This window comes from Streptomyces sp. NPDC050560 (assembly GCF_044457285.1).
Classification (GTDB): Bacteria; Actinomycetota; Actinomycetes; order Streptomycetales; family Streptomycetaceae; genus Streptomyces.
On sequence record NZ_JBITGT010000013.1, the window covers coordinates 175807 to 199128 of the forward strand.

22 protein-coding genes and 1 pseudogene are annotated in these 23322 nt (G+C 71.4%); all 23 read left to right on the forward strand.

Annotated features, from left to right (window positions below; genetic code table 11):
* Positions 1–19: 19 nt before the first annotated feature.
* Entirely contained in the window at positions 20–922 is a 903-nt protein-coding gene (locus tag ACIBIW_RS28105; protein WP_399339860.1) for a tRNA (adenine-N1)-methyltransferase, read from the forward strand.
* A gap of 158 nt (positions 923–1080) precedes the next feature.
* Positions 1081–1713 (forward strand): hypothetical protein, encoded by a 633-nt coding sequence (locus tag ACIBIW_RS28110; RefSeq protein ID WP_399339861.1) that lies wholly within the window; start codon positions 1081–1083, stop codon positions 1711–1713.
* 318 nt (positions 1714–2031) lie between these two features.
* A complete protein-coding gene (gene arc / locus ACIBIW_RS28115; RefSeq protein ID WP_399339862.1) occupies positions 2032–3798 on the forward strand; it encodes a proteasome ATPase in 1767 nt (588 codons plus the stop codon).
* 231 nt (positions 3799–4029) lie between these two features.
* A complete protein-coding gene (gene dop / locus ACIBIW_RS28120; RefSeq protein WP_399339863.1) occupies positions 4030–5541 on the forward strand; it encodes a depupylase/deamidase Dop in 1512 nt (503 codons plus the stop codon).
* A gap of 197 nt (positions 5542–5738) precedes the next feature.
* Complete coding sequence (locus tag ACIBIW_RS28125; protein ID WP_399339864.1) at positions 5739–5954, forward strand: ubiquitin-like protein Pup; 216 nt, start codon at positions 5739–5741, stop codon at positions 5952–5954.
* A gap of 95 nt (positions 5955–6049) precedes the next feature.
* Positions 6050–6223, forward strand: a pseudogene (locus tag ACIBIW_RS28130) (endonuclease domain-containing protein); the annotation flags it as partial.
* Between the two features lie 59 nt (positions 6224–6282).
* Complete coding sequence (gene prcB, locus ACIBIW_RS28135; RefSeq protein ID WP_399339952.1) at positions 6283–7128, forward strand: proteasome subunit beta; 846 nt, start codon at positions 6283–6285, stop codon at positions 7126–7128.
* 107 nt (positions 7129–7235) lie between these two features.
* Positions 7236–8030, forward strand: coding sequence for a proteasome subunit alpha (prcA, locus tag ACIBIW_RS28140; protein WP_399339865.1), 795 nt, complete (start codon positions 7236–7238; stop codon positions 8028–8030).
* Between the two features lie 243 nt (positions 8031–8273).
* On the forward strand, positions 8274–9635 hold the full coding sequence (pafA, locus tag ACIBIW_RS28145) for a Pup--protein ligase (protein ID WP_399339866.1): 1362 nt from the start codon (positions 8274–8276) through the stop codon (positions 9633–9635).
* Between the two features lie 152 nt (positions 9636–9787).
* Positions 9788–10798 carry an FKBP-type peptidyl-prolyl cis-trans isomerase gene (locus tag ACIBIW_RS28150; protein WP_399339867.1) on the forward strand — a complete coding sequence of 337 codons (1011 nt, stop codon included), beginning with the start codon at positions 9788–9790 and terminating at the stop codon, positions 10796–10798.
* A 56-nt stretch (positions 10799–10854) separates the two neighbouring features.
* Positions 10855–11247, forward strand: a complete 393-nt coding sequence (locus ACIBIW_RS28155) for an FKBP-type peptidyl-prolyl cis-trans isomerase (protein ID WP_399339868.1) — start codon at positions 10855–10857, stop codon at positions 11245–11247.
* Between the two features lie 223 nt (positions 11248–11470).
* Positions 11471–12457 (forward strand): helix-turn-helix transcriptional regulator, encoded by a 987-nt coding sequence (locus ACIBIW_RS28160; protein WP_399339869.1) that lies wholly within the window; start codon positions 11471–11473, stop codon positions 12455–12457.
* A 15-nt stretch (positions 12458–12472) separates the two neighbouring features.
* On the forward strand, positions 12473–13489 hold the full coding sequence (locus tag ACIBIW_RS28165; protein ID WP_399339870.1) for a helix-turn-helix transcriptional regulator: 1017 nt from the start codon (positions 12473–12475) through the stop codon (positions 13487–13489).
* On the forward strand, positions 13486–13842 hold the full coding sequence (locus tag ACIBIW_RS28170) for a hypothetical protein (RefSeq protein WP_399339871.1): 357 nt from the start codon (positions 13486–13488) through the stop codon (positions 13840–13842). Before ACIBIW_RS28165 ends, ACIBIW_RS28170 begins: the two co-directional genes overlap by 4 nt.
* A 137-nt stretch (positions 13843–13979) precedes the next feature.
* The gene (locus tag ACIBIW_RS28175; RefSeq protein WP_399339872.1) at positions 13980–14195 is read left to right on the forward strand and encodes a hypothetical protein; all 216 of its coding nucleotides are present in this window, start codon (positions 13980–13982) and stop codon (positions 14193–14195) included.
* 386 nt (positions 14196–14581) lie between these two features.
* Positions 14582–14860, forward strand: a complete 279-nt coding sequence (gene tatA, locus ACIBIW_RS28180) for a Sec-independent protein translocase subunit TatA (RefSeq protein ID WP_399339873.1) — start codon at positions 14582–14584, stop codon at positions 14858–14860.
* A gap of 50 nt (positions 14861–14910) precedes the next feature.
* Positions 14911–15864, forward strand: a complete 954-nt coding sequence (tatC, locus tag ACIBIW_RS28185) for a twin-arginine translocase subunit TatC (RefSeq protein WP_399339875.1) — start codon at positions 14911–14913, stop codon at positions 15862–15864.
* Between the two features lie 59 nt (positions 15865–15923).
* Entirely contained in the window at positions 15924–16814 is an 891-nt protein-coding gene (locus tag ACIBIW_RS28190) for a diacylglycerol kinase (protein WP_399339876.1), read from the forward strand.
* Positions 16815–16904: 90 nt separating this feature from the next.
* Positions 16905–19718, forward strand: a complete 2814-nt coding sequence (locus ACIBIW_RS28195) for a DEAD/DEAH box helicase (protein WP_399339878.1) — start codon at positions 16905–16907, stop codon at positions 19716–19718.
* 504 nt (positions 19719–20222) lie between these two features.
* Positions 20223–21902: a sensor histidine kinase gene (locus ACIBIW_RS28200; RefSeq protein WP_399339879.1), complete on the forward strand. Its 1680-nt coding sequence runs from the start codon at positions 20223–20225 to the stop codon at positions 21900–21902.
* Positions 21899–22306 carry a roadblock/LC7 domain-containing protein gene (locus ACIBIW_RS28205; protein ID WP_399339881.1) on the forward strand — a complete coding sequence of 136 codons (408 nt, stop codon included), beginning with the start codon at positions 21899–21901 and terminating at the stop codon, positions 22304–22306. Before ACIBIW_RS28200 ends, ACIBIW_RS28205 begins: the two co-directional genes overlap by 4 nt.
* Positions 22303–22674: a DUF742 domain-containing protein gene (locus ACIBIW_RS28210; RefSeq protein WP_399339883.1), complete on the forward strand. Its 372-nt coding sequence runs from the start codon at positions 22303–22305 to the stop codon at positions 22672–22674. Before ACIBIW_RS28205 ends, ACIBIW_RS28210 begins: the two co-directional genes overlap by 4 nt.
* Positions 22655–23281 carry a GTP-binding protein gene (locus ACIBIW_RS28215; RefSeq protein WP_399339885.1) on the forward strand — a complete coding sequence of 209 codons (627 nt, stop codon included), beginning with the start codon at positions 22655–22657 and terminating at the stop codon, positions 23279–23281. The genes ACIBIW_RS28210 and ACIBIW_RS28215 overlap by 20 nt, the downstream gene beginning before the upstream one ends.
* Positions 23282–23322 lie beyond the last annotated feature (41 nt).

Genomic DNA, 23322 nt, shown 5'->3' on the forward strand with positions numbered 1-23322 from the left:
GCCCGGTAGGCTTGCGGGCATGTCCGAACCGACCGGTGCAGCCCGCCGACGCGGGCCCTTCGAGGTCGGGGACCAGGTACAGCTCACCGACCCCAAGGGACGCCACCACACCTTCACGCTCGAAGCAGGGAAGAGCTTCCACACCCACAAGGGCTCCTTCCCGCACGACGAGCTGATCGGCGCCCCCGAGGGCAGCGTTGTCCGCACCACCGGAAACGTCGCCTACCTCGCGCTGCGGCCCCTGCTCCCCGACTACGTCCTGTCCATGCCGCGCGGCGCCGCCGTCGTCTACCCGAAGGACGCGGGCCACATCCTCGCCTTCGCCGACATCTTCCCCGGCGCCCGCGTCGTCGAGGCGGGCGTCGGCTCCGGCTCCCTCAGCACCTTCCTGCTGCGGGCCGTCGGCGACCAGGGCATGCTCCACTCCTACGAGCGCCGCCAGGACTTCGCGGACATCGCGCGGCAGAACGTCGAGCGCTACTTCGGCGCCCCCCACCCGGCCTGGCGGCTGACCGTGGGCGACCTCCAGGACCACCTGGAGGACAGCGACGTCGACCGGGTCATCCTGGACATGCTCGCCCCCTGGGAGTGCCTTGAGGGCGTCGCCAAGGCGCTGGTGCCCGGCGGCATCGTCTGCGGCTACGTCGCCACCACCACCCAGCTCGCGAGGACCGTCGAGACCATCCGCGAACTCGGCTGCTTCAACGAGCCGAGCGCCTGGGAGACCATGATCCGCGGCTGGCACATCGAGGGTCTCGCCGTCCGCCCCGACCACCGCATGATCGGCCACACCGGCTTCCTGCTCACCGCGCGCCGCCTCGCCGACGGTGTGGAGCCGCCCCTGCGCCGCCGCCGTCCCGCCAAGGGTGCGTACGGGGACGACTACAGCGGCCCCAACGCCGACGGCGGCACCCCGCGCTGAGCGCCCCACCGGCCACAACACCGCCCCGTCACCCGCGAGTTCCGCCGCCCGCCGCGCGGCGGGGCCCGCGACCCCGCCGTTCCCCGCCCCTGTGACGTATGGCACCATGCGGCCAACCCTCCCGCCGCCGGCACCGCCCTTCACAGGAGCCACCCCCCGTGCAGCAACCCGCCGTACCGGAACTCGCGCACACCCACACCCAGCCCATCCACTGGGTCGCCACCGCGACGGCCATCGCCGCCGTCATCGCCGCCTCCTCGTACCTCGGCCCCGACGACGCCACCGCGCAGCCCCACCACCGCACCGGCACCGCACGGCACAGCGCACCCCCGAGGCCCGTCCCGGCGCCCGATCCCGACCGCGCCAGCTACCCCCTTGAGTGCGGCGGCGCCAAGACGGTGGTGGAGAAGAGCGCGAGCGGCGACCTCGACGGCGACGGGCGGCCAGAGACCGTCGCCTCCGTGCGCTGCGACGCGGGCTCGGGCACCCCGCCCGACGGGGTCTACGTCCTCACCAACCCCGGCGCCACCGGCGGCACGGGCAGCACCGGGGAGCACGGCAACAGCACCGACACGGCCGCGCCGCGCGTGGTCGCCACCCTCGTCGACCCCAAGGCGAGGCTCACCGTGACCGGCGTCACCATAGACGACCTCGTCGTCACCACCGACGTCCTCGGCTACTCAAGCCCCGACGTCCCCAGTTGCTGCCCCGACGTGCGCCAGCAGACGAGCTGGCGGTGGAGCGGGGGCACCTTCAGACGCGTCACCCCGGACTCCGCGCGCAGCGCCTGACCCCCTCGCCGGGGCCTCACGCTCCGTTACGACACCTTCGCCGGGAAAGCCGTACCATCGGCAGCACACAGATCGCCGAGACCCGGATCAACAGCCCCCAGGAGCCCAAGTGCGGCCAGCTCCGGCGGGTGTTGAACCCACCGACCCCACAATCCACAGCTTCCCGGCGCCCATGCTGGGTATCACTCCGGACGGAGGACGGAGCGCAAGGGTGAAGATCGGACACACCCCGACCGTCTTTGTGATCTAGGGTTTCAATCGACACCCACCCAGGTAGGGTCTGGAAGCGTCCAGCTCCCTTTGGAGGAGGTGAGGACCGTGGCAGCCCACGACGACGACATGAACCGCGGCATCCGCCCGGGTCGAGGGTCCGACGACCCTGCCGGTCAGATCGCCTATCTTGAGCAGGAAATCGCCGTCCTGCGCCGCAAGCTCGCCGATTCCCCTCGGCACACGAGAATTCTCGAAGAGCGCATCGTCGAGCTACAGACGAACCTGGCCGGCGTGTCCGCGCAGAACGAACGCCTCGCCAACACGCTCCGTGAGGCCCGCGACCAGATCGTGGCCCTCAAGGAAGAGGTCGACCGGCTGGCCCAGCCGCCTGCGGGCTTCGGCGTCTTCCTCTCGGCGAACGAGGACGACACCGCCGACATCTTCACCGGGGGCCGCAAGCTCCGGGTGAACGTCAGCCCGGGCGTCGAGTTGGGCGACCTCAGGCGTGGCCAGGAGGTCATGCTCAACGAGGCGCTGAACGTGGTCGACGCCATGGAGTTCGAGCGGGTCGGCGACATCGTCACCCTCAAGGAGATCCTTGAGGACGGCGAGCGCGCCCTGGTGCTCGGGCACACCGACGAGGAGCGGGTGGTGCGGCTCGCCGAGCCGCTGCTGGACGTCACCATCCGCCCCGGCGACGCCCTGCTGCTCGAACCCAGGTCGGGCTACGTTTACGAGGTCGTCCCCAAGAGCGAGGTCGAGGAACTCGTCCTCGAAGAAGTCCCCGATATCAGCTATGCCCAGATCGGCGGGCTCGGCGGCCAGATCGAATTGATCAGGGACGCCGTCGAACTCCCCTACCTCTACCCCGACCTCTTCAAGGAGCACGAGCTGCGCCCGCCCAAGGGCGTCCTGCTCTACGGCCCGCCCGGATGCGGAAAGACCCTCATCGCCAAGGCCGTGGCCAACTCTCTTGCCAAGAAGGTCGCCGAGGTGACGGGCCAGCCCGCGGGCAAGAGCTACTTCCTCAATATCAAGGGCCCCGAGCTGCTCAACAAATACGTGGGCGAGACCGAGCGGCACATCAGGCTCGTGTTCCAGCGGGCCAGGGAGAAGGCGAGCGAGGGCACCCCCGTCATCGTCTTCTTCGACGAGATGGAATCCCTCTTCCGCACCCGCGGCTCCGGCGTCAGCTCGGACGTGGAGAACACCATCGTCCCCCAGCTCCTCGCCGAGATCGACGGCGTCGAGGGGCTGGAGAACGTCATCGTCATCGGCGCCTCCAACCGCGAGGACATGATCGACCCCGCCATCCTCAGGCCGGGCCGGCTCGATGTGAAGATCAAGATCGAGCGCCCCGACGCGGAGGCGGCGAAGGACATCTTCGCCAAGTACCTCACCGAGCGGCTGCCGCTGCACACCGATGACCTGGCCGAGCACACCGGCGACAAGAGCGCCACCGTGGGCGGCATGATCCAGTCGGTGGTGGAGCAGATGTACGCGGAATCCGAGGAGAACCGCTTCCTTGAGGTCACGTACGCCAACGGCGACAAGGAAGTCCTCTACTTCAAGGACTTCAACTCCGGCGCCATGATCGAGAACATCGTCGGCAGGGCCAAGAAGATGGCCATCAAGGCGTTCCTCGAACAGAACCAGAAGGGCCTTCGCGTCTCCCACCTCCTCCAGGCGTGCGTGGACGAGTTCAAGGAGAACGAGGACCTGCCCAACACCACCAACCCGGACGACTGGGCCAGGATCTCCGGCAAGAAGGGCGAGCGGATCGTGTACATCCGCACCCTCGTCACCGGAAAGCAGGGCGCGGACACCGGGCGCTCCATCGACACCGTGGCGAACACCGGTCAGTACCTGTAACGACAGGGTGGCTGCGGGTGCCCCTCTTCCGGGGGTGCCCGCAGCCACAGGCTTTTCTGGCCACGCCCGCCACATCCACCCAATGACGGAAATGATCTCCCCACCAGCACAGAGGCGTTCTAGGCTCTCTCATACCGCCACGTGGCGCCGTGCGGGGTACCCACACGCATCAGCACAGCGGTACGCGAGCGCCGCCCCCGGCTGGGGGCGCCACCGGGCAAGGAGGGCCGCATGACTGTACGGCGAGTAATGGGCATCGAGACGGAGTACGGCATCTCCGTCCCCGGCCACCCCAATGCCAATGCCATGCTCACCTCATCCCAGATCGTGAACGCCTACGCAGCGGCGATGCACCGCGCCCGGCGCGCCCGCTGGGACTTCGAGGAGGAGAACCCGCTCCGCGACGCCCGTGGCTTCGACCTGGCAAGGGAGGCCGCCGACGCCAGTCAGCTCACCGACGAGGACATCGGCCTCGCCAATGTGATCCTGACCAACGGCGCCCGGCTCTACGTGGACCACGCCCACCCCGAGTACAGCTCGCCCGAGGTCACCAACCCCCGCGACGCGGTCCTCTGGGACAAGGCGGGCGAGCGCATCATGGCCGAGGCCGCCGAGCGTGCCTCCCAGCTCCCCGGCGCCCAGCAGATCCTGATGTACAAGAACAACACCGACAACAAGGGCGCCTCCTACGGCACCCATGAGAACTACCTGATGCGCCGCGAGACCGCGTTCTCCGACATCGTCAGGCACCTGACACCGTTCTTCGTCTCCCGGCAGGTCGTGACGGGCGCCGGGCGCGTCGGCATCGGCCAGGACGGCCGGGAGCACGGCTTCCAGCTCAGCCAGCGCGCGGACTATTTCGAGGTCGAGGTCGGCCTGGAGACGACCCTCAAACGGCCCATCATCAACACCCGGGACGAGCCGCACTCCGACGCCGAGAAGTACCGGCGCCTCCATGTCATCATCGGCGACGCCAACCTCTCCGAGCTGTCGACCTACCTCAAGCTCGGCACCACGGCGCTGGTGCTCAGCATGATCGAGGACGGCTTCATCGCGGTCGACCTCGCCGTCGACCAGCCGGTCCGCACCCTCCACGAGGTCTCCCACGATCCGACCCTGCGCCACCTCGTCACGCTCCGCAGCGGGCGCACCCTCACCGCGGTACAGCTCCAGATGGAGTACTACGAGCAGGCGCGCAAGTACGTGGAGGAGCGCTACGGCGTCGACGCGGACGAGCAGACCAAGGACGTCCTCGGGCGCTGGGAGGACGTGCTGGTGCGCCTTGAGCGCGACCCCATGAGCCTCGCGGGGGAGCTGGACTGGGTGGCCAAGCGGGAGCTGATGGAGGGCTACCGCCGCCGTGACGGGCTCGACTGGGACGCGGCGAGGCTCCACCTCGTCGACCTCCAGTACGCGGACGTGCGCCCCGAGAAGGGCCTGTACAACCGGCTGGCGGCCCGCGGGAGGATGAAGCGGCTGCTCACCGAGGAAGAGGTCACCAGGGCCCGCACCAAGCCCCCGGAGGACACCAGGGCCTACTTCCGCGGGCGCTGCCTGGAGCAGTACGCGGACGACGTGGCCGCGGCCTCTTGGGACTCCGTGATCTTCGACCTGCCGGGGCGCGACTCGCTCCAGCGGGTGCCCACCCTGGAGCCGCTTCGCGGAACGCGTAATCACGTGAAGGCGCTCCTCGACCGCTGCCGTACCGCGGAAGACCTGGTCAGGGTGCTTTCCGGCGGCTGAAAACCCCCTCGGGGCGGCTCTCGGAGGGCAGGACGCGGCTGAAAGTCCCGCCGTCCGGGAATCATCGGGGTGGTATCCGGCCGTTGGAGCAACTGCGGGGCCGATGTCGGACCCTGCTTGTAGGGTCTGATCTTGTACGAGTGCGACAGTCGGCATGGTCACATGCCGCAAGTCTCTAACCGAGCGGGGTGAGGGTGATGGCCACCAAGGACACCGGCGGACAGCAGAGGTCGACGCGCTCCACGGAGGACGTCGAGGAGCAGACCGAGGACGCCCAGGGGTCGGAGGACCTCAAGGAGCGCCAGGAGAAGCTGAGCGACGATGTGGACTCCGTCCTGGACGAGATCGACGACGTGCTCGAAGAGAACGCCGAGGACTTCGTCCGCTCGTTTGTTCAGAAGGGTGGACAGTAGTCCTCGTATGTGAATGTGCCCGTTGAGCGCCCGCCGGGGCCGACACCCCGGCGGCGCGCGACGGCGCCCCCGCGGAAATCCCGAGCGGCGGGCCCCTGCCCGACGGCCGGGGAAGGCGCCGCGGGCCGTGCCCTCCCGGGCGCGTCCCGCGGCGTCCGTCCGGGCGCGCGCGGCGGCGGCAGAGAAGACACGGAAGGCACGTTGATCACCCCCGCACCACGGGTAGGGTCCGTGGCGTACTGTGCTTCAACTGCGATTCGGGGATCGGCGAGTTGGTGACGATCCCGGCATGGACTACTGGGCCGCCGCCTCACCGGAGGGAAATACCGTGGAAGCCAATCCTCGTGGCATCGGGCGCCTACCAGCCGCCTTCCTCAGGGCGGGTTCGTCGTCCTTCACCGAGTTCCTGTCCGAGCACCGGCCCGAGCTGCTGCCCGGCGCACGGTCGCTGCCGGCCGGGCCCGGGCGCATAGAGGCGCCGCACGGGACGACCATCGTCGCCGCGACCTTCCCCGGCGGAGTGGTGCTCGCCGCCGACCGCAGGTCCACCATGGGCAACGTGATCGCCCGCCGCGACGCCGTCAAGGTGCACCCGGCGGACGAGTTCTCCGCGGTGGGCTTCGCCGGCACCGCGGGCTTCTCCATCGAGATGGTGAAGCTCTTCCAGCTCGAACTTGAGCACTTCGAGAAGGTCGAGGGGACCACGCTCTCCCTGGAGGGCAAGGCCAACCGCCTCTCCACGATGATCAGGTCCCATCTGGAGCTGGCGATGCAGGGCCTCGCGGTGGTGCCGATCTTCGTCGGCTGGGACGTCGACAGGGACCGGGGCCGGATCTTCTCCTACGACGTGACGGGTGGCAGGTCGGAGGAGCACGGCTTCGCCGGGGTCGGCTCCGGCTCCGTCTACGCACGCGGCGCACTGAAGAAGCTCTACCGCGACGACCTCACCGAGCGCGACGCCGCGACCCTGGTCGTCCAGGCGCTGTACGACGCCGCCGACGAGGACTCCGCGACCGGCGGCCCCGACGCCACGCGGAAGATCTGGCCGGTGGTGACGGTGACGGGCCCCGAGGGCTTCAGGCAGTTGCCCGAGGACGACACGGCCGAGATCGCCCGCGCGGTGATCGACGCCCGCCTCGAACTGCCGGACGGGCCGAGGGCCGCGCTGATGTGAGGGAGCCGTGGCGGCGCCCCGCGCCGCGTGGCCAAGCTGGAGTCGCCGGTCGCGGGTGGTGCGCCCGTACCGGCCCAAGTCACTGACAGAAAGGGACGGGCCACCTGGTGTCGACGCCGTTCTATGTCTCACCGCAGCAGGCGATGGCGGATCGCGCGGAGTACGCCCGCAAGGGAATCGCGCGCGGCCGCAGTCTCGTGGTGTTGCAGTATGCCGATGGAATTGTTTTCGTGGGCGAGAATCCCTCCCGCGCGCTGCACAAGTTCAGCGAGATCTACGACCGCATCGGATTCGCCGCCGCCGGCAAGTACAACGAGTACGAGAACCTGCGTATCGGCGGTGTCCGTTATGCCGATCTCCGGGGTTACACCTACGACCGCGACGATGTGACGGCCCGCGGCCTCGCCAATGTTTACGCCCAGACCCTGGGCACCATTTTCTCGAGTGCCGCCGAGAAGCCCTACGAGGTGGAGCTGGTGGTCGCCGAGGTGGGGGAGACCCCGGAGGGCGACCAGATCTACCGGCTGCCGCACGACGGCTCCATCGTCGACGAGCACGGCTCGGTGACCGTCGGCGGCAACGCGGAGCAGATCAGCGGCTACCTGGAGGAGCACCACAGGGACGGGATGACCCTCGCGGAGGCGCTCTCGCTCGCCGTGCGCGCCCTCTCGCGCGACACCAACGGCAGCGAGCGGGAGATCCCCGCCGAGCGCCTTGAGGTGGCGGTGCTCGACCGCACCAGGCCGCAGCAGCGCAAGTTCCGCAGGATCGTGGGCAGCCAGCTCGCGTCGCTGCTCGAAGCGGCGAACAGCGTGGACGCGACGGCGGACGCCGCCGACGCGGGGCAGGACAGGGACGGCGACGCGGACTCGGCGTCGGGCTCCGACGAGTCGGGCGAGTAGCGCGGCGGGCCGGGCGGCGGTTGCCTCCCGGCCCGGTACGGCGGTGTCTTCCGGCCTCGCGGTGCGCGGGCCGGAGGGCACCGGAGCGCGCCGCCGCGGGCCCGGGCGGCGGTGTGCGCTGGGGTTTTGGCGCACCCGCGGCGCCCCGGGGCGCGTCGGCGCCGCGCCTCGGCCCGGGAAAATGATCGAAACCTGGCCCGCGAACCCGGTTTCAGTGCTCGGCTTCGGGCGTAATGTTCAGTCATGGACCGCCGCATTTTCGGGCTGGAGAACGAGTACGGCGTCACGTGTACGTTCAGGGGACAGCGCCGCCTGTCTCCCGACGAGGTGGCGCGGTACCTCTTCCGCCGTGTCGTGTCATGGGGCCGCAGCAGCAACGTCTTTCTGCGGAATGGTGCCCGTCTGTATCTGGACGTGGGATCGCATCCGGAATACGCAACACCGGAGTGCGACAACGTGACCGAACTGGTCACCCACGACAAGGCGGGCGAACGCATTCTGGAGGGCTTGCTCGTCGACGCGGAGCGCCGTCTGCATGAGGAGGGTATCGCGGGTGACGTCTACCTTTTCAAGAACAATACGGATTCGGCGGGCAACTCGTACGGCTGCCACGAGAACTACCTCGTGGCGCGGCACGGTGAATTCTCCCGGCTCGCGGACATCCTGATCCCCTTCCTCGTCACCCGGCAACTGCTGTGCGGCGCCGGGAAGGTGCTCCAGACCCCCAGGGGCGCGGTGTACTGCGTGAGCCAGCGCGCCGAGCACATCTGGGAGGGCGTCAGCTCCGCCACCACCCGCTCGCGGCCGATCATCAACACCCGTGACGAGCCCCACGCGGACGCCGAGCGCTACCGCAGGCTGCACGTCATCGTCGGCGACTCCAACATGTCGGAGACGACGATGCTGCTGAAGGTCGGCGCCACCGACCTCGTGCTGCGGATGATCGAGGCGGGCACCGTGATGCGGGACCTGACGCTGGAGAACCCGATCAGGGCCATCCGCGAGGTCAGCCACGACATCACGGGCCGCCGCAAGGTGCGGCTCGCCAGCGGCCGCGAGGCGTCCGCGCTCGAAGTGCAGCGCGAGTACTACGAGAAGGCCGTGGACTTCTGCGAGCGCCGGGGCATCCGCACCGGCACCGTCGAGCAGGTACTCGAACTGTGGGGCCGCACGCTCGACGCCATCGAGTCCGAGGACCTGGACAAGGTCGGCACCGAGATCGACTGGGTGATGAAGTACCGCCTGATCGAGCGGTACCGGGCGAAGAACAACATGACCATGTCGCACCCGAGGGTCGCGCAGATAGACCTCGCCTACCACGACATCCACCGCCGCAGGGGCCTGTACTACCTGCTGGAGCGCAAGGGCGAGGCCGCCCGGATCTGCGACGACCTGCGGATCTTCGAGGGCAAGTCGGTGCCGCCGCAGACCACGCGCGCCCGGCTGCGCGGCGACTTCATCCGGCGCGCCCAGGAGCAGCGCAGGGACTTCACGGTGGACTGGGTCCACCTCAAGCTCAACGACCAGGCGCAGCGGACCGTGCTCTGCAAGGACCCGTTCCGCTCCGAGGACGACCGGGTGGAGAAGCTCATCGCCGGGATGTGACCGGCGCCGTCAGAGCAACGCACCAGGGCCCCGTATGCAGATGCTGCGGGGCCTTTGTGTGCGACGTGTGAGACAGGCGTGCTTCAGGAGCGGGCGGCGCGGCCGTAGAGTGACCGGCTGACACCCCCACTCACCCCCCGAGGACTCCCCAAGTGCGACGCCGCCTAGCTGCCCTGCTCGTAGTGCCCGCCCTGCTGCTCTCCGCCTGCGGCGGCTCGGACGACAAGGCCGACAAAGCCGATAAAGGTGACACATCATCGAGCGCGGCGCCGTCCGCGCCCGCGGACGTCAAGCCGGTGGACACCGCCTCCCCGATGCCCGAGGTGAAGGGCGCGAAGGGCAAGAAGGCGGACATCACCGTGCCCAAGGGCGACCCAAGCGGCAAGTTCGTGGTGCACTCGGTCTCCGAGGGCGACGGGGACACCGTCAAGAAGGGCGACATGGTCGTGGCCCACTACACCGGCAAGGTGTGGAAGGGCGGCAAGGACCTCGGCAGTTCCTACAGCCAGGGCGGCGTGCCCCAGGTGATCCCGGCGGGCTCCAAGACGCTGATCCCGGCCTTCTCCCAGTCGGTCGTCGGCCAGAAGATCGGCGGCCGGGTGCTGGTGGTGGCGCCGCCCGACGCCGCCTTCGGCAAGAACGGCAGCCAGCAGATGGGGATCAGCGGCACCGACACCCTCATCCTGGTGCTCGACATCGACAAGACCATCCCCACCAAGGCCGAGGGCCGGCAGGCCGACATCCCGTCGAGCCTGCCGCAGGTCTCGGCGGACAAGGAAGCCCCCGCGAGCATCAAGGTGCCCAAGGCCGACCCCCCGAAGGACCTGGTCGACAAGGTCCTGATCGACGGCAAGGGCCCCGCGGTCAAGAACGGCCAGACGGTGTTCATGCAGTACTCGGGCGCCGCCTGGAAGCCCAACGAGGGCAAGTCGGAGGCCAAGCTCTTCGACTCCTCCTGGAACGTCGGCACGCCCTTCATCACCCCCATCGGCCAGAAGCGCGTCATCGAGGGCTGGGACAAGGGCCTGGTCGGCAAGAAGGCCGGCAGCAGGGTGCTGCTGGTGATCCCGCCCAAGATGGCCTACGGGGACAAGAAGCAGAGCGCGGACCTGCCGGCCAACTCCACGCTGGTCTTCGTTGTGGACATCCTCGACGCGTCCTGACGCCCGGGTGTGAGAGTGTGCCTGTTGCCCATCGTCACTGAGCAGGAGCGATTCGAGTGAGTCCAGCGAACCCGGCGAACAACGACAAGCCCGAGGTCGACTTCCCGGGCGGGGAGCCCCCGGCCGACCTCGAGATCAAGGACATCTGGCAGGGAGAGGGCCAGGAGGCCAAGGCGGGCGACACCGTCTCGGTGCACTACGTGGGGGTCGCCTTCTCCACGGGTGAGGAGTTCGACGCGAGCTGGAACCGCGGCACCCCGCTCCAGTTCCAGCTCGGCGCGGGACAGGTCATCAGCGGCTGGGACCGCGGCGTGCAGGGCATGCGCGTCGGCGGGCGCCGGCAGCTCACCATTCCCGCGCACCTGGCGTACGGGGACCGCGGCGCGGGCGGCGGCAGGATCGCTCCGGGCGAGACCCTGATCTTCGTCTGCGACCTGGTGTCCGTCTGACCCACGGCGCAGCGTGCCGTGGCCGCACGGCCACGCCCGGTGGAGGGCCCATGCCGCTGGCGTGGGCCCTCCGCTTTGGCGCTGCGTGGCGCTAGCGGTACGGTCAACTGGGCCAACTGCGCGCGGGCGGCGGCGACACACGCGACTCGGGTCACCCGGGTCGGTCTGCCGCCGCGTCGGCGCGGCGGTGGGACACCGGGACGAGGGGAGCGTAGGGGCGGCGATGGCCATTGCCAAGGCCGAGCGGCTGATGAACCTTGCGCTGTGTCTGCTGGGGACACGGCGCCCGCTCAGCAAGCGTGAGCTGCGTGACTCGATCGAGGCGTACCGCGAGGCCACCGCCAGCGCGGGCGCCCGCGGCGGACGCACCGCCGCCGAGGACTCCTTCAACCGGATGTTCGAGCGCGACAAGGACGACCTGCGCGAACTCGGCCTCGTCATCGAGACGGTGGAGAACCTGGACGGCGAGACCGGCTACCTCGCCCGCCGCGACAGCAACCGGCTGCCGCCCATCAGCCTCGACGCCGAGGAGGCCGCGGCCCTCGGGCTCGCCGCCCAGGTCTGGCAGCAGGCCAGGCTCGCCGGGGCCGCCAGCGGCGCCCTCCAGAAGCTGCGCGCCGCCGGGATGCCGGAGGAGGCCGACTCGCCCGAGCAGCACGGCGCGATCGAGCCCCGTATCCCCGTCCACGACGCCGCCTTCGAGCCGCTGATGCTGGCCTGCCGCGACCGCCGCCCCGTGGTCTTCGACTACCGCAACGCGAGCGCGGCCACCTCCCGCCAGCGGGTGGTCGAGCCCTGGGCCCTGGAGTGCTGGCGCGGCCACTGGTACCTCGCGGGTTTCGACCGCGGCCGCGGCGCCGAGCGGGTCTTCAGGCTGTCCAGGATCACCGGCCGGGTGCGCGGCCGCTCCGGCCCCTTCACCGCGCCCGTCCCCGACGTCGTCACCGTGCGGGAGACCGTGGCGAGCTGGGCGGGGGAGTCCGCCGAGGGCACCGCCGTGATCAGGCTGCGGGCCGGCTCCGGATACCCGCTGCGCGCCAAGGCCGCGTCCGCGCGGGACCTCGGGAACGGCTGGGACGAGCTGGAGATCCCCTACGGGCACGGGCTCGACGCCTGGCTGGTGGAGTTCGGCCCCGATGTGGTGGTGGTCGGGCCCGCTGAGCTGCGGGCGGACGTCGTGGACCGGCTGCGCGCCGTGGCCAAGGGCTGAGAGGGCGGCACGGGTATGACGGGCAAGTCCACCGGGGCACCGCGGCCGGTCAACGCGATCGACCAGACGCGCCGCATGCTGTCCCTCGTCACCTATCTGCGGGAGCGCCCCGGCGCCAGGGTCGCCGACGTGGCCAGGGCCTTCGGGATCACCGAGGACGAGCTGATCTCCGACCTCGACGTGCTGCCGATGTGCGGGACCAGCTTCCGCGGCGGCGACCTCCTCGACATCGACACCGACGGCGACCGCATCTGGTGGCGCAACCCGGGCGCGCTCGCCGCCGAGGCCGCCGAGCCGCTGCGGCTCGCCGCCGACGAGGCGACCGCGCTGCTGGTCGCGGCCCGCGCCGTCGCCACCCTGCCGGGGCTGCGCGAGCGCGACCGGCAGGCGCTGCTGCGTGCCACCGCCAAGCTGGAGGCCGCGGCGGGCGAGGCGGCGGGCGCCAGTACCAGGCTCTCGGTGACCTTCGAGTCGCGCGGCAGCGTGTTCGCCGAGGTCGACCGGGCCCTCGCGGAACGCCGCAGGCTCTGGGTGCGTTACTACTCCCCGGCGCGCGACGAGGTCACCGAGCGCGAGATCGACCCCATCCGCCTGGTCAGCGTCGGGCACACCTACGTCGAGGCGTGGTGCAGGCGCTCCGAGGCGCGCCGCACCTTCCGGCTCGACCGGGTCGTGGAGATCCGGATGCTCGACGAGCCGTCGCGGCCGCCCGAGATCGAGCCGCGCGACCTGTCGGCGGGCCTGGTGCAGCCGGCCGCCGAGGACCCCGAGGTCGTCGTCGAGGTCGGCCCCGGCGGCCGCTGGGTCGCCGAGTACTACCCCCACGACCTGGCCGAGGAGCTGCCCGACGGCGGGCTGAGGATCACCCTGCGCACGCCCGAGCCCGCCTCGCTGCGCCGCCTCGCGCTCAGGCTCGGCAGCGACGGGCGCATCATCGCGCCCCGCGAGCTTGCCGACAGCGCCAGATCCGCGGCGCGCGCGGCGCTCGCCGCGTACGACGACGCGCCGCGCGAGCCGGAGCCCACGACATGAGCGGCCGGGAGAAGACGGGGCCGCGCGGCACGGTCCGAGGCGGCCGGGAGGCCGGGGAAGGCCGCGGGAACCGGGAGGCGAGCGGCGCGGGTGCGGCGGTCGAGCACGGCGGCAGCGGGACGGCGGGCATGGCGGCGGTCGTCTTCAAGGCGGCCTGCCCCGACTGCCGGGCCCGCTTCGAGCTGGCCGCGGGCGCGCTGCGGCTCGCCATCGGCGCCACCCGCAAGACCACGTTCTACTCCTTCACCTGCCCCGAGTGCGGCGCCGCCGTGCGCAAGCCCGCGGGCGAGCGCATCGTCGAACTCCTCACCGGCGGCGGCGTGAGCACCCTCAGGCTGCACAGCACGCTCTGAGCCCCGCCGCCCCGCGCGCCCCCCGGCACCGCGGCGCCCTCGCGGCCCGGCGGCGCGCCCGCGACGCGCGCGGGCGCCGGGTGCGCCCGGACGGGGGAGCGCGGGGCGCATCCCCGGCCGTGCCCTAAGCTCGTGTCATGTTCTGGGCGATGCTCGCGGTTGCCGTCGGATTCGTCTCCGTGGCCGTACTCGGCGTGCTCGCCGTACGGGTGTTCATCGAGGCCCAGCGCCTCGGGCGCGAGGTGGAGCGGGCCAGCGGCCGCATCGGCTCCGCGGCCGAACGCCTGGAGCGCGCCGCGGGCGAGGCCGCCCGCGCCTCGGGCGACATCCTCGGCGACACGGCCGCCCGCTAGGCCCTGTCTGACAATTCCCGCCGGGGTCGCGACGCCTGGCACCGCACTCCCCCAGCCTTCGGCCGGGAGGTGCCCCCACGCCGCGTTGTCGGGCACGCCCACGTACGTCCAGTACGCGGACGACCCTCCGCCTTGCGATGCACGGCACCAGACGCCGCGACCTGATCCGACGCGAATTACCAGACAGGACCTAGCCGCCCACGGCAGGCCGGGCACCGCCCGGCGGCCGGTCACGCGCCGTGCCGTACGCGTACGGGATTACGTGCGGATATTGCCTCGCGTTTACTCCCGGGGGATACGATCGCTGCCAGCGCGGCGGCCGGACGCAGGTTCCGGTCGGTCACCGCTCCCCGCCCACGCCGCCTCAGTGAGAAGGACACACCACTATGTTCGGAAGGCTCGGCGCCCCCGAGATCATCCTCATCATCGTCGTCATCGTCCTGCTCTTCGGTGCGAAGAAGCTCCCCGACATGGCGAGGTCGCTCGGCAAGTCCGCGCGCATCCTCAAGAGCGAGGCCAAGGCGATGAAGTCCGACGGCAAGCAGCAGGAGCAGGCCCCGGCCGACCCCCCGGCCTCGGAGCAGCCGCGCACCATCCAGGCGTCCCCCGGGGACGTGACCAGCTCACGCCCGGTCACCGAGCCCACGGACACCACGCAGCGCTGACCCACGCAGACGGTCTCAGCCGGCTGCCGCACACGAGATGAGGACGTGGGTTGGCCAGGTCTGCCCGAAAGAAGCAGGAGAAGGACCCGGAAGGGCGGATGCCCCTCGCGGAGCACCTGAGGGAGCTGCGCAACCGGCTGATCAAGGCCGTCCTGGGCATCCTCCTCGTCACGATAGTGGCCGCGTTCTACTACCGGGACATCATCGAGTTCTTCACTGACCCGATCCTGGACGCGGTCGGCTGCAAGGCCAGCTTCTCCGAGCTGGCGAACGCGAAGGGCGGCACCTGCGCCCGTATCGTGCTGAACGGCCTGCTCAAGCCGTTCACCCTGGCCCTCAAGGTGTCGCTGACGACCGGTGTCGTCGTCGCCTCCCCGATCTGGCTCTACCAGCTCTGGGCGTTCGTCGCGCCCGGGCTGCACAAGCACGAGAAGAAGTACGCGCGCGCGTTCGTCGGCACCGGCGCCCCGCTCTTCCTCGCGGGCGCGTTCTTCGCGTACAAGACGCTGCCGACGATGGCGACCGTACTGCTCGACTTCTCGCCCACCGACGTCGACAACCAGCTCCCCCTCGACGAGCTGATCGACCTGGTGACCCGCATGGTGGTCATCTTCGGGCTCTCCTTCGAGCTGCCGCTGCTGCTGGTCATGCTGAACCTGACCGGGGTGCTCACAGGACGCCGGATGCTCGGCTGGTGGCGCGGGATGATCCTGGGCATCACGCTGTTCGCGGCCATCGCCACGCCCAGCACCGACCCGCTCACGATGCTGGCGCTCGCCGGACCCATCTGGGTGCTCTACTTCGCGGCCACCGCCTTCTCCCTCATGAACGACCGCCGCAAGCGGCGCCTGGCCGAGGAGGGCCCGGACGACGACGAGGCGTCCGACCTCGACCTCGCCCCCGAGGACGTCGGCGACGTCGAGCCGGTCTCGGCGAACCGCGGGCTGCCCGAGCCGTCCTCGTCCGACCACGACCGCATCAACGGCTACGACGACGCGACCTGACGGTCCACGCCGCCGCCTTGTATCGTCCCCCCGCCGGGAAACACCGCGGGGGGACAGCCATGACCAGCACGCTCACACTCTTCGTGAACCCCACCGCGGGCCGCGGCAGGGCGGTCCCCGCGGCCCGCGCCGCCGCCACCGCGCTGCGTGCCAGGGGCCGCACCGTCGCCACCGTGGTGGGCTCGGGGCCCGCCGACGCGCTCGCCGCCGCCCGGCGCGCCGTGGCCGGGGGCACCGGCGCGCTGGTCGCCGTCGGCGGGGACGGCATGGTCCACCTCGCCGCGCAGGCCGTCGCGGGCACCGGCACCCCGCTCGGCGTCGTCGCCGCGGGCACGGGCAACGACTTCGCGCGCGCCCTCGGGCTCCCCGTACGCGCCCCCACCGCCGCGGCGGAGCGGGTCGCGGACGCGCTCGACACCGGCGGCGGACGGCCCGTCGACCTCGGCAGGATCGGCGACCGCTGGTTCGCGACCGTGCTCGCCTGCGGCTTCGACTCCCGGGTCAACGACCGCGGCAACCGCATGCGGCTGCCCGCCGGGCGCCTCAAGTACGACCTCGCGATGCTGGCCGAGCTTGCCGCGCTGCGCCCCCTCGACTACAAGATCACCCTCGGCGACGGCTCGCCCGCCGAGGTCTCCGGGATACTCGTCGCCGTCGGCAACACCGCCTCGTACGGCGGCGGCATGCGGATGTGCCCCGGCGCCGACCCGCACGACGGGCTCTTCGACGTCACCGTCGTCGGCGCCTGCACCCGCGCGACCCTGCTGCGCGTCTTCCCCCGCGTCTACCGGGGCACCCATGTCGGCCACCCCGTCGTCACCGTCCACCGCGCGGCCCGGGTCGAGATCATGGCCCCCGCGACGACCGCGTACGCGGACGGGGAGCCGCTCGGCGCGCTTCCGGTGACCGCGGAGTGCGTACGGGGGGCGGTGCGGGTGCTCGGGGTGTAAAAGCTTTCGCCCCCTCACGCCCCGGGGGTGTCCCAGGGCGTGGATAATGATCGCCGCCTGTCACAGGCGGCGGGTAGGCTCGAACGCACGATGACAGAGGACCTCTCACCGGCCGAGCGGTACGCGGCGTCCCGTAAGCGGGCCGCGGAGATGGCCACCGCACTCGGCTCCTTCCGCGAGATGTACGAGTTCGGCCTCGACCCCTTCCAGATCGAGGCGTGCCGTGCCCTTGAGTCCGGCAAGGGCGTGCTGGTGGCCGCGCCCACCGGCTCGGGCAAGACGATCGTGGGCGAGTTCGCCGTCCACCTCGCCCTCGGGCAGGGCAAGAAGTGCTTCTACACCACGCCCATCAAGGCGCTGTCCAACCAGAAGTACTCCGACCTCGCGGCGCGCTACGGCTCCGCCAAGGTCGGCCTGCTGACGGGGGACAACAGCGTGAACGCGGACGCCCCGGTGGTCGTCATGACCACCGAGGTCCTGCGGAACATGCTGTACGCGGGCTCCCAGGCGCTCAGCGGCCTCGGCTACGTGGTGATGGACGAGGTGCACTACCTCTCCGACCGCTTCCGCGGCGCCGTCTGGGAGGAGGTGATCATCCACCTGCCGGAGTCCGTCACCCTGGTCTCCCTCTCCGCCACGGTCTCCAACGCGGAGGAGTTCGGCGACTGGCTCGACACGGTGCGCGGCGACACCGAGGTGATCGTCTCCGAGCACCGGCCCGTCCCGCTGTTCCAGCACGTCCTGGCCGGGCGGCGGCTCTACGACCTCTTCGAGGAGGGCGAGGGCAGCAGGAAGGCCGTCAACCCCGACCTCACCCGGCTCGCGAGGAGCGAGGCGGAGCGCACACCGTACGGCCGCGGCCGCGGCGGGCGCAGGCAGCTCCGCGAGGCCGACCGCGAGCGCGAGCGGCGCCGCACCCGCTCCCGGGTGTGGACCCCGAGCCGCCCCGAGGTCATCGACCGCCTCGACGCCGAGGGCCTGCTGCCCGCCATCACCTTCATCTTCAGCCGCGCCGGGTGCGAGGCCGCCGTGCAGCAGTGCCTCTTCGCCGGGCTCAGGCTCAACGACGAGGAGGCGCGTGCCACGGTCCGGGAGATCGTCGAGAAGCGCACCGCCTCCATCCCGCCGGAGGACCTGCACGTCCTCGGCTACTACGAGTGGCTCGAAGGTCTTGAGCGCGGCATCGCCGCCCACCACGCCGGGATGCTGCCGACGTTCAAGGAGGTCGTCGAGGAGCTGTTCGTGCGCGGCCTGGTGAAGGCCGTGTTCGCGACCGAGACCCTGGCCCTGGGGATCAACATGCCCGCCAGGTCCGTCGTCCTGGAGAAGCTCGTCAAGTGGAACGGCGAGCAGCACGCCGACATCACCCCGGGCGAGTACACCCAGCTCACCGGGCGCGCGGGCCGCCGCGGCATCGACGTCGAGGGCCACGCCGTGGTGCTCTGGCAGCGCGCCACGAGCCCCGAGCACCTGGCGGGCCTCGCCGGGACCCGTACGTATCCGCTGCGCTCCAGCTTCAAGCCGTCGTACAACATGGCGGTCAACCTCGTCGAGCAGTTCGGCAGGCACCGCTCCCGTGAGCTGCTGGAGACCTCGTTCGCGCAGTTCCAGGCGGACAAGTCGGTCGTCGGCATCTCCCGGCAGGTGCAGCGCAACGAGGAGGGCCTCGGCGGCTACCAGGAGGCCATGACCTGCCACCTCGGCGACTTCGAGGAGTACGCGCGCCTGCGCCGCGACCTCAAGGACCGGGAGACCGAGCTGGCCAGGCAGGGCGCGTCGCAGCGCAGGGCGGCCGCCGCCGCGGCGCTGGAGAAGCTGCGCCCTGGCGACGTCATCCACGTCCCCACCGGGCGCTTCGCGGGGCTCGCGCTCGTGCTCGACCCCGGGGTGCCCGCCGGCAGGTCCAACGGCCACCGCGGCTTCGAGGCGCAGGACGGGCCCCGCCCCCTGGTCCTCACCGCGGAGCGGCAGGTCAAGCGGCTGGCGGCGATGGACTTCCCGGTGCCGGTCGAGCCGCTTGAGCGGATGCGCATCCCCAAGTCGTTCAACCCCCGCAACCCCCAGTCCCGGCGCGACCTCGCCTCCGCGCTGCGCACCAAGGCGGGGCACATCGAGCCGGGGCGGCGCCGCAAGGAGCGGGCCGCCGCCGCGGACGACCGGGAGATCGCGCGGCTGCGCGCCGAGCTGCGCGCCCACCCCTGCCACGGCTGCTCCGACCGGGAGAACCACGCCCGCTGGGCCGAGCGCTACCACCGGCTGCTGCGCGACACCCGCCACCTCGAACAGCGCATCGAGGGCCGCACCAACACCATCGCCAGGACCTTCGACCGCATCGTCGCCCTCCTCACCGAACTCGACTACCTGCGCGGCGACGAGGTCACGGAGCACGGCAAGCGGCTCGCCCGGCTCTACGGTGAGCTTGACCTCCTCGCCAGCGAGTGTCTGCGCGCCGGGGTCTGGGAGGGGCTGAGCCCGCCGGAACTGGCCGCCTGCGCCTCCGCGTTGGTCTACGAGGCCAGGGCGGGGGACGACGCGATGTCGCCGAAGCTGCCCTCGGGCCGGGTGAAGGCCGCCCTCGGCGAGACCGTCCGCATCTGGGGGCGGCTCGACGCCCTGGAGGAGGACTTCAGGATCAACCAGGCCGAGGGCGTGGGCCAGCGCGAGCCCGACCTCGGCTTCGCCTGGCCCGCGTTCATGTGGGCGTCGGGCCGCGGGCTCGACGAGGTGCTGCGGGAGGCCGAGATGCCCGCGGGGGACTTCGTGCGCTGGTGCAAGCAGGTCATCGACGTCCTCGGCCAGATCGCGGCCGCCGCCCCTGGCGACGGCTCCACCGTCCCGAAGAACGCCCGCAAGGCCGTGGAGGCACTGCTGCGGGGCGTGGTCGCCTACTCCTCGGTGGGGTGAAGTCCGGGCGGCCCCGGGGCCGCCGACGGTCCGTCTCGCCGGGGCGCGCTGCCGCCCGGGTGACGCGCGCCCGCGACCTGATCGGGTGGCGCCGGGGCGCCCACGCCCCCGTGCGCCCCGGTGCGTCCACACGCGCCCTGCACCCCTGCGCCCCGGGGGCACCCCTGCACCCCCGCATTCCTGCACCCCCACGCCCGTACCCGCATGCATGCGGAGACCTTCACTCCATGTGCTTGCTCCGCTGCCGTGCGTGCAAATGGGCCCGAGTGTAGGCGTACCGCGCGCCGATTTCAGGGTCTTTCCGAAGGTGACGCGAGGCACTTGCGTGGGTACTAAGCTCGCCCGCAGCGCACCGAGTTGAGATGATTCGCGCGCTTGTTCCAGTTGTATGGGCATGCGTACGGAAGTGTCCGGCGCGTGGTGCCGTCGCGCGTCCCCGCGCCGACGGCTCCCGCGCCCCGCACATCCCTTCGCTCCCCGAGCCGATCCGTTCTGAGGGCATACATGGTGAGTGTTCAATCGCCTCCCGGTGGCCGAGAAGTCCCCTATGTGCGCGCGCTGTTGCTGCCCGCGGCGGCGATGGCCGCGCTCACCGTCGCCGTCGCCGCCACGGCCGGCGGCTCCGCGGCCCCGGCCGTCGCGCTGTGCGGCGGCTGCGGCGTCCTGCTGCTGGCCGCCGTCGGCGTCCTGGTGCTGCGCCGGGCCAGGGCCCTCCGCGCCCAGCGGGACCACTACACACGGCGCCTCGCCCACCTCGAACAGCGCGTCGCCGCCTTCGACGGCGACATCACCAGGCTCGGCGAGGAGCTGCTGCCACAGGCCATCGCGCTGCTGCGCAGGGGCGAGCGGCCCGAGAACGCGGCACGCAAGGCCGCCGAGTCCGCCCCCGGTGCCTCCCTCGCCCAGCAGGCGCTGCTGCACCGGGTGCTGCGGCACATCGACGAGTCCGAGATGATGCGGGACGCCTCCGCGCACGCGTTCGTCAACATCGCCCGCCGGGTGCAGGCCATCGTGCACAAGCAGGCGGCGGAACTGCGCGACATGGAAGACGACCACGGCTTCAACCCCGACGTCTTCGACGACCTGCTCCGTATCGACCACGGCACCGCCCTCATCGGCAGGCTCGCCGACAGCATCACCGTCCTCGGCGGCGCCCGCCCCGGCCGCCAGTGGCCCCGGCCCGTCCTGCTCTACAGCGTGCTGCGCGGCGCGATGTCGCGCATCCTTGAGTACCGCCGTATCGAACTGCACTCCATCGTGAAGGTGCCGGTGAAGGGCACCGCCGTCGAACCGCTCATCCACGCCTGCGCGGAACTCCTCGACAACGCGACCCGTTACTCGCCCCCGCAGACCAAGGTGCACGTCACCGCGGTCGAGGTGCAGACCGGGATCGCCATCGAGATCGAGGACGGCGGCGTCAGCCTCTCCGAGGAGGCGAGGGCGCGCGCCGAGCGCATGCTCGACAAGGCGAGGATCGGCTTCGACCTCAACGACCTCGGGGAGACGCCCCGGCTCGGCATGGCCGTCGTCGGCAAGCTGGCCCAGATGTACAACCTCCAGATCGCGCTGCGGCAGTCCGCCTACGGCGGCGTCCGCGCCGTGCTGATCGTGCCCCCCGAGATGCTGACCACGGGACCGGCCCCCGGGCTCGCCCACGGCATCGGCGCCTCCGCGGTGCCCAGGCTCGGCGACGACGGCGAGCTGATCCCCGCCCCCGTCCGCACCAAGAAGCGCAGGCCCGCCGCGAAGCTGGTGCTGCCGCCCCCGATGAGCAGCGAGGACGACGTACCCGTGGTCACCGAGTGGACCGAGCACGGGCTGCCGCAGCGCAGGTCGCGGCTGCGCAAGACCATCGTGCCCGCCTCCGGGGCCGACACCGCGGTCACCGGCAGGGCCGACGTCGGGCCGCCCATCGACTGGAAGCCGAACCGCGGGCGCGACGACGAGGCGGAGCCGGAGGCGCGGCCCGCGCCCCGCCCCACCAGGGCCGCCCCCGCGCCGCCCGCGCCCGTCACCGCGGAGACCGCCCCCGGGCTCTGGGTCGAGGCGTTCATGAGCGGCGTCAGCGGAGCGGAGCCGGAGCCCGCCACCCGCCCCGAAAGCACCCCGGGCGCGCAGCCCGCGCCCGACCGCACCGACCCAGAAGCCTCCCAGGACATCGTGGACGAGGGGAACCACAAGTGATCCGGCAGCGCGCCAACTTCGACTGGATGCTCAAGGAACTCGCCGACGGGGTGCCGGGCACCCGCCAGGTGGTGGTGCTGTCCGCGGACGGACTGCGCATCGCGCGCTACGGCGGCGAGCCCGACGCCGCCGACCGCATCGCCGCGGCCTGCGCCGGGCTCCAGAGCCTGGCCAGCGCCGTCGCCACCGAGATCCCAGACAGCGACGGCCGGATGCGGATGGTGATCATCGAAGTCACCGGCGGCTTCTTCTACCTGATGGCGGCCGGTGCGGGCGCGTATCTCGCGGTGCTCGCCGACGAGATCGTCGACGCCGGGCTCGTCAGCAACCGCATGCGGGACCTCGTCGTGCGCATCGGGGCGCATCTGACCAGCCCGCCCCGGCACGACGGGCGCGCCGTATGACCCCTCCGCAACGCACCCGGCGGGGCGCGAAGCATCCCGGCGGCGCCCCCGAGCGGCTCTACGTCGTCGCGGGCGGCGCCGAGGAGACCCAGCGCGCGCCCGTCGACCTGGTCACGCTCATCGTGGCGCTCGCCCCGCCCGCGCCGACCACACCGCCCGAACAGGCGGCGGTGCTCGGGCTGTGCGGCTCGCCGCTGTCGGTGGCCGAGATCTCGGCCTACCTCAGCCTGCCGTTCAGCGCCGTGACCGTACTGCTGACCGACCTGCTCACGGCCGGGCTCATCCAGGCGCACGAGCCGGTCGTGCGCTCCGCACTCCCGGACCGTTCCCTCCTCGAAGCGGTGATGCATGGACTTCAGAAGCTCTGACCCGGCCCCCGCGGCCCGCCGGGTCACGGGGCCGAGCAGGGAGGACATCCTGCCCGACACGGCCACCTCGGCCGTGAAGATCGTGATCGTCGGCGGGTTCGGCGTCGGCAAGACGACCATGGTGGGCTCCGTCAGCGAGATCAGACCGCTGACCACCGAGGAGACCATGACACAGGCCGGGATCGGCGTCGACGACGACTACGGCTCGACGACGAAGACCGCCACCACCGTCGCCATGGACTTCGGCCGCATCAGCATCACCGACGAACTGGTCCTCTACCTCTTCGGCACCCCGGGCCAGGAACGCTTCTGGTTCCTGTGGAACGGCCTGTTCGAGGGCGCGCTCGGCGCGGTCGTGCTCGTCGACACCCGGCGCCTCGAAGTCAGCTTCGACGTCATCGGCCGCCTGGAGGAGCGCGGCGTGCCGTTCGTCGTCGCCGTCAACGACTTCCCCGACGCGCCCCGCCACCCCCTGGAGCAGTTGCGCACGGCCCTCGACCTCGCCGCCGACGTCCCGATGATGAACTGCGACGCCCGCAGACGCGCGTCGAGCAGGGATGTGCTGCTGACCCTTACGCACTACCTGCACTCCCTGCTCCCCGCCTGACCCCGCCGCACCCGCGGCCCCCGCCCGGCTTCCCCCGACGC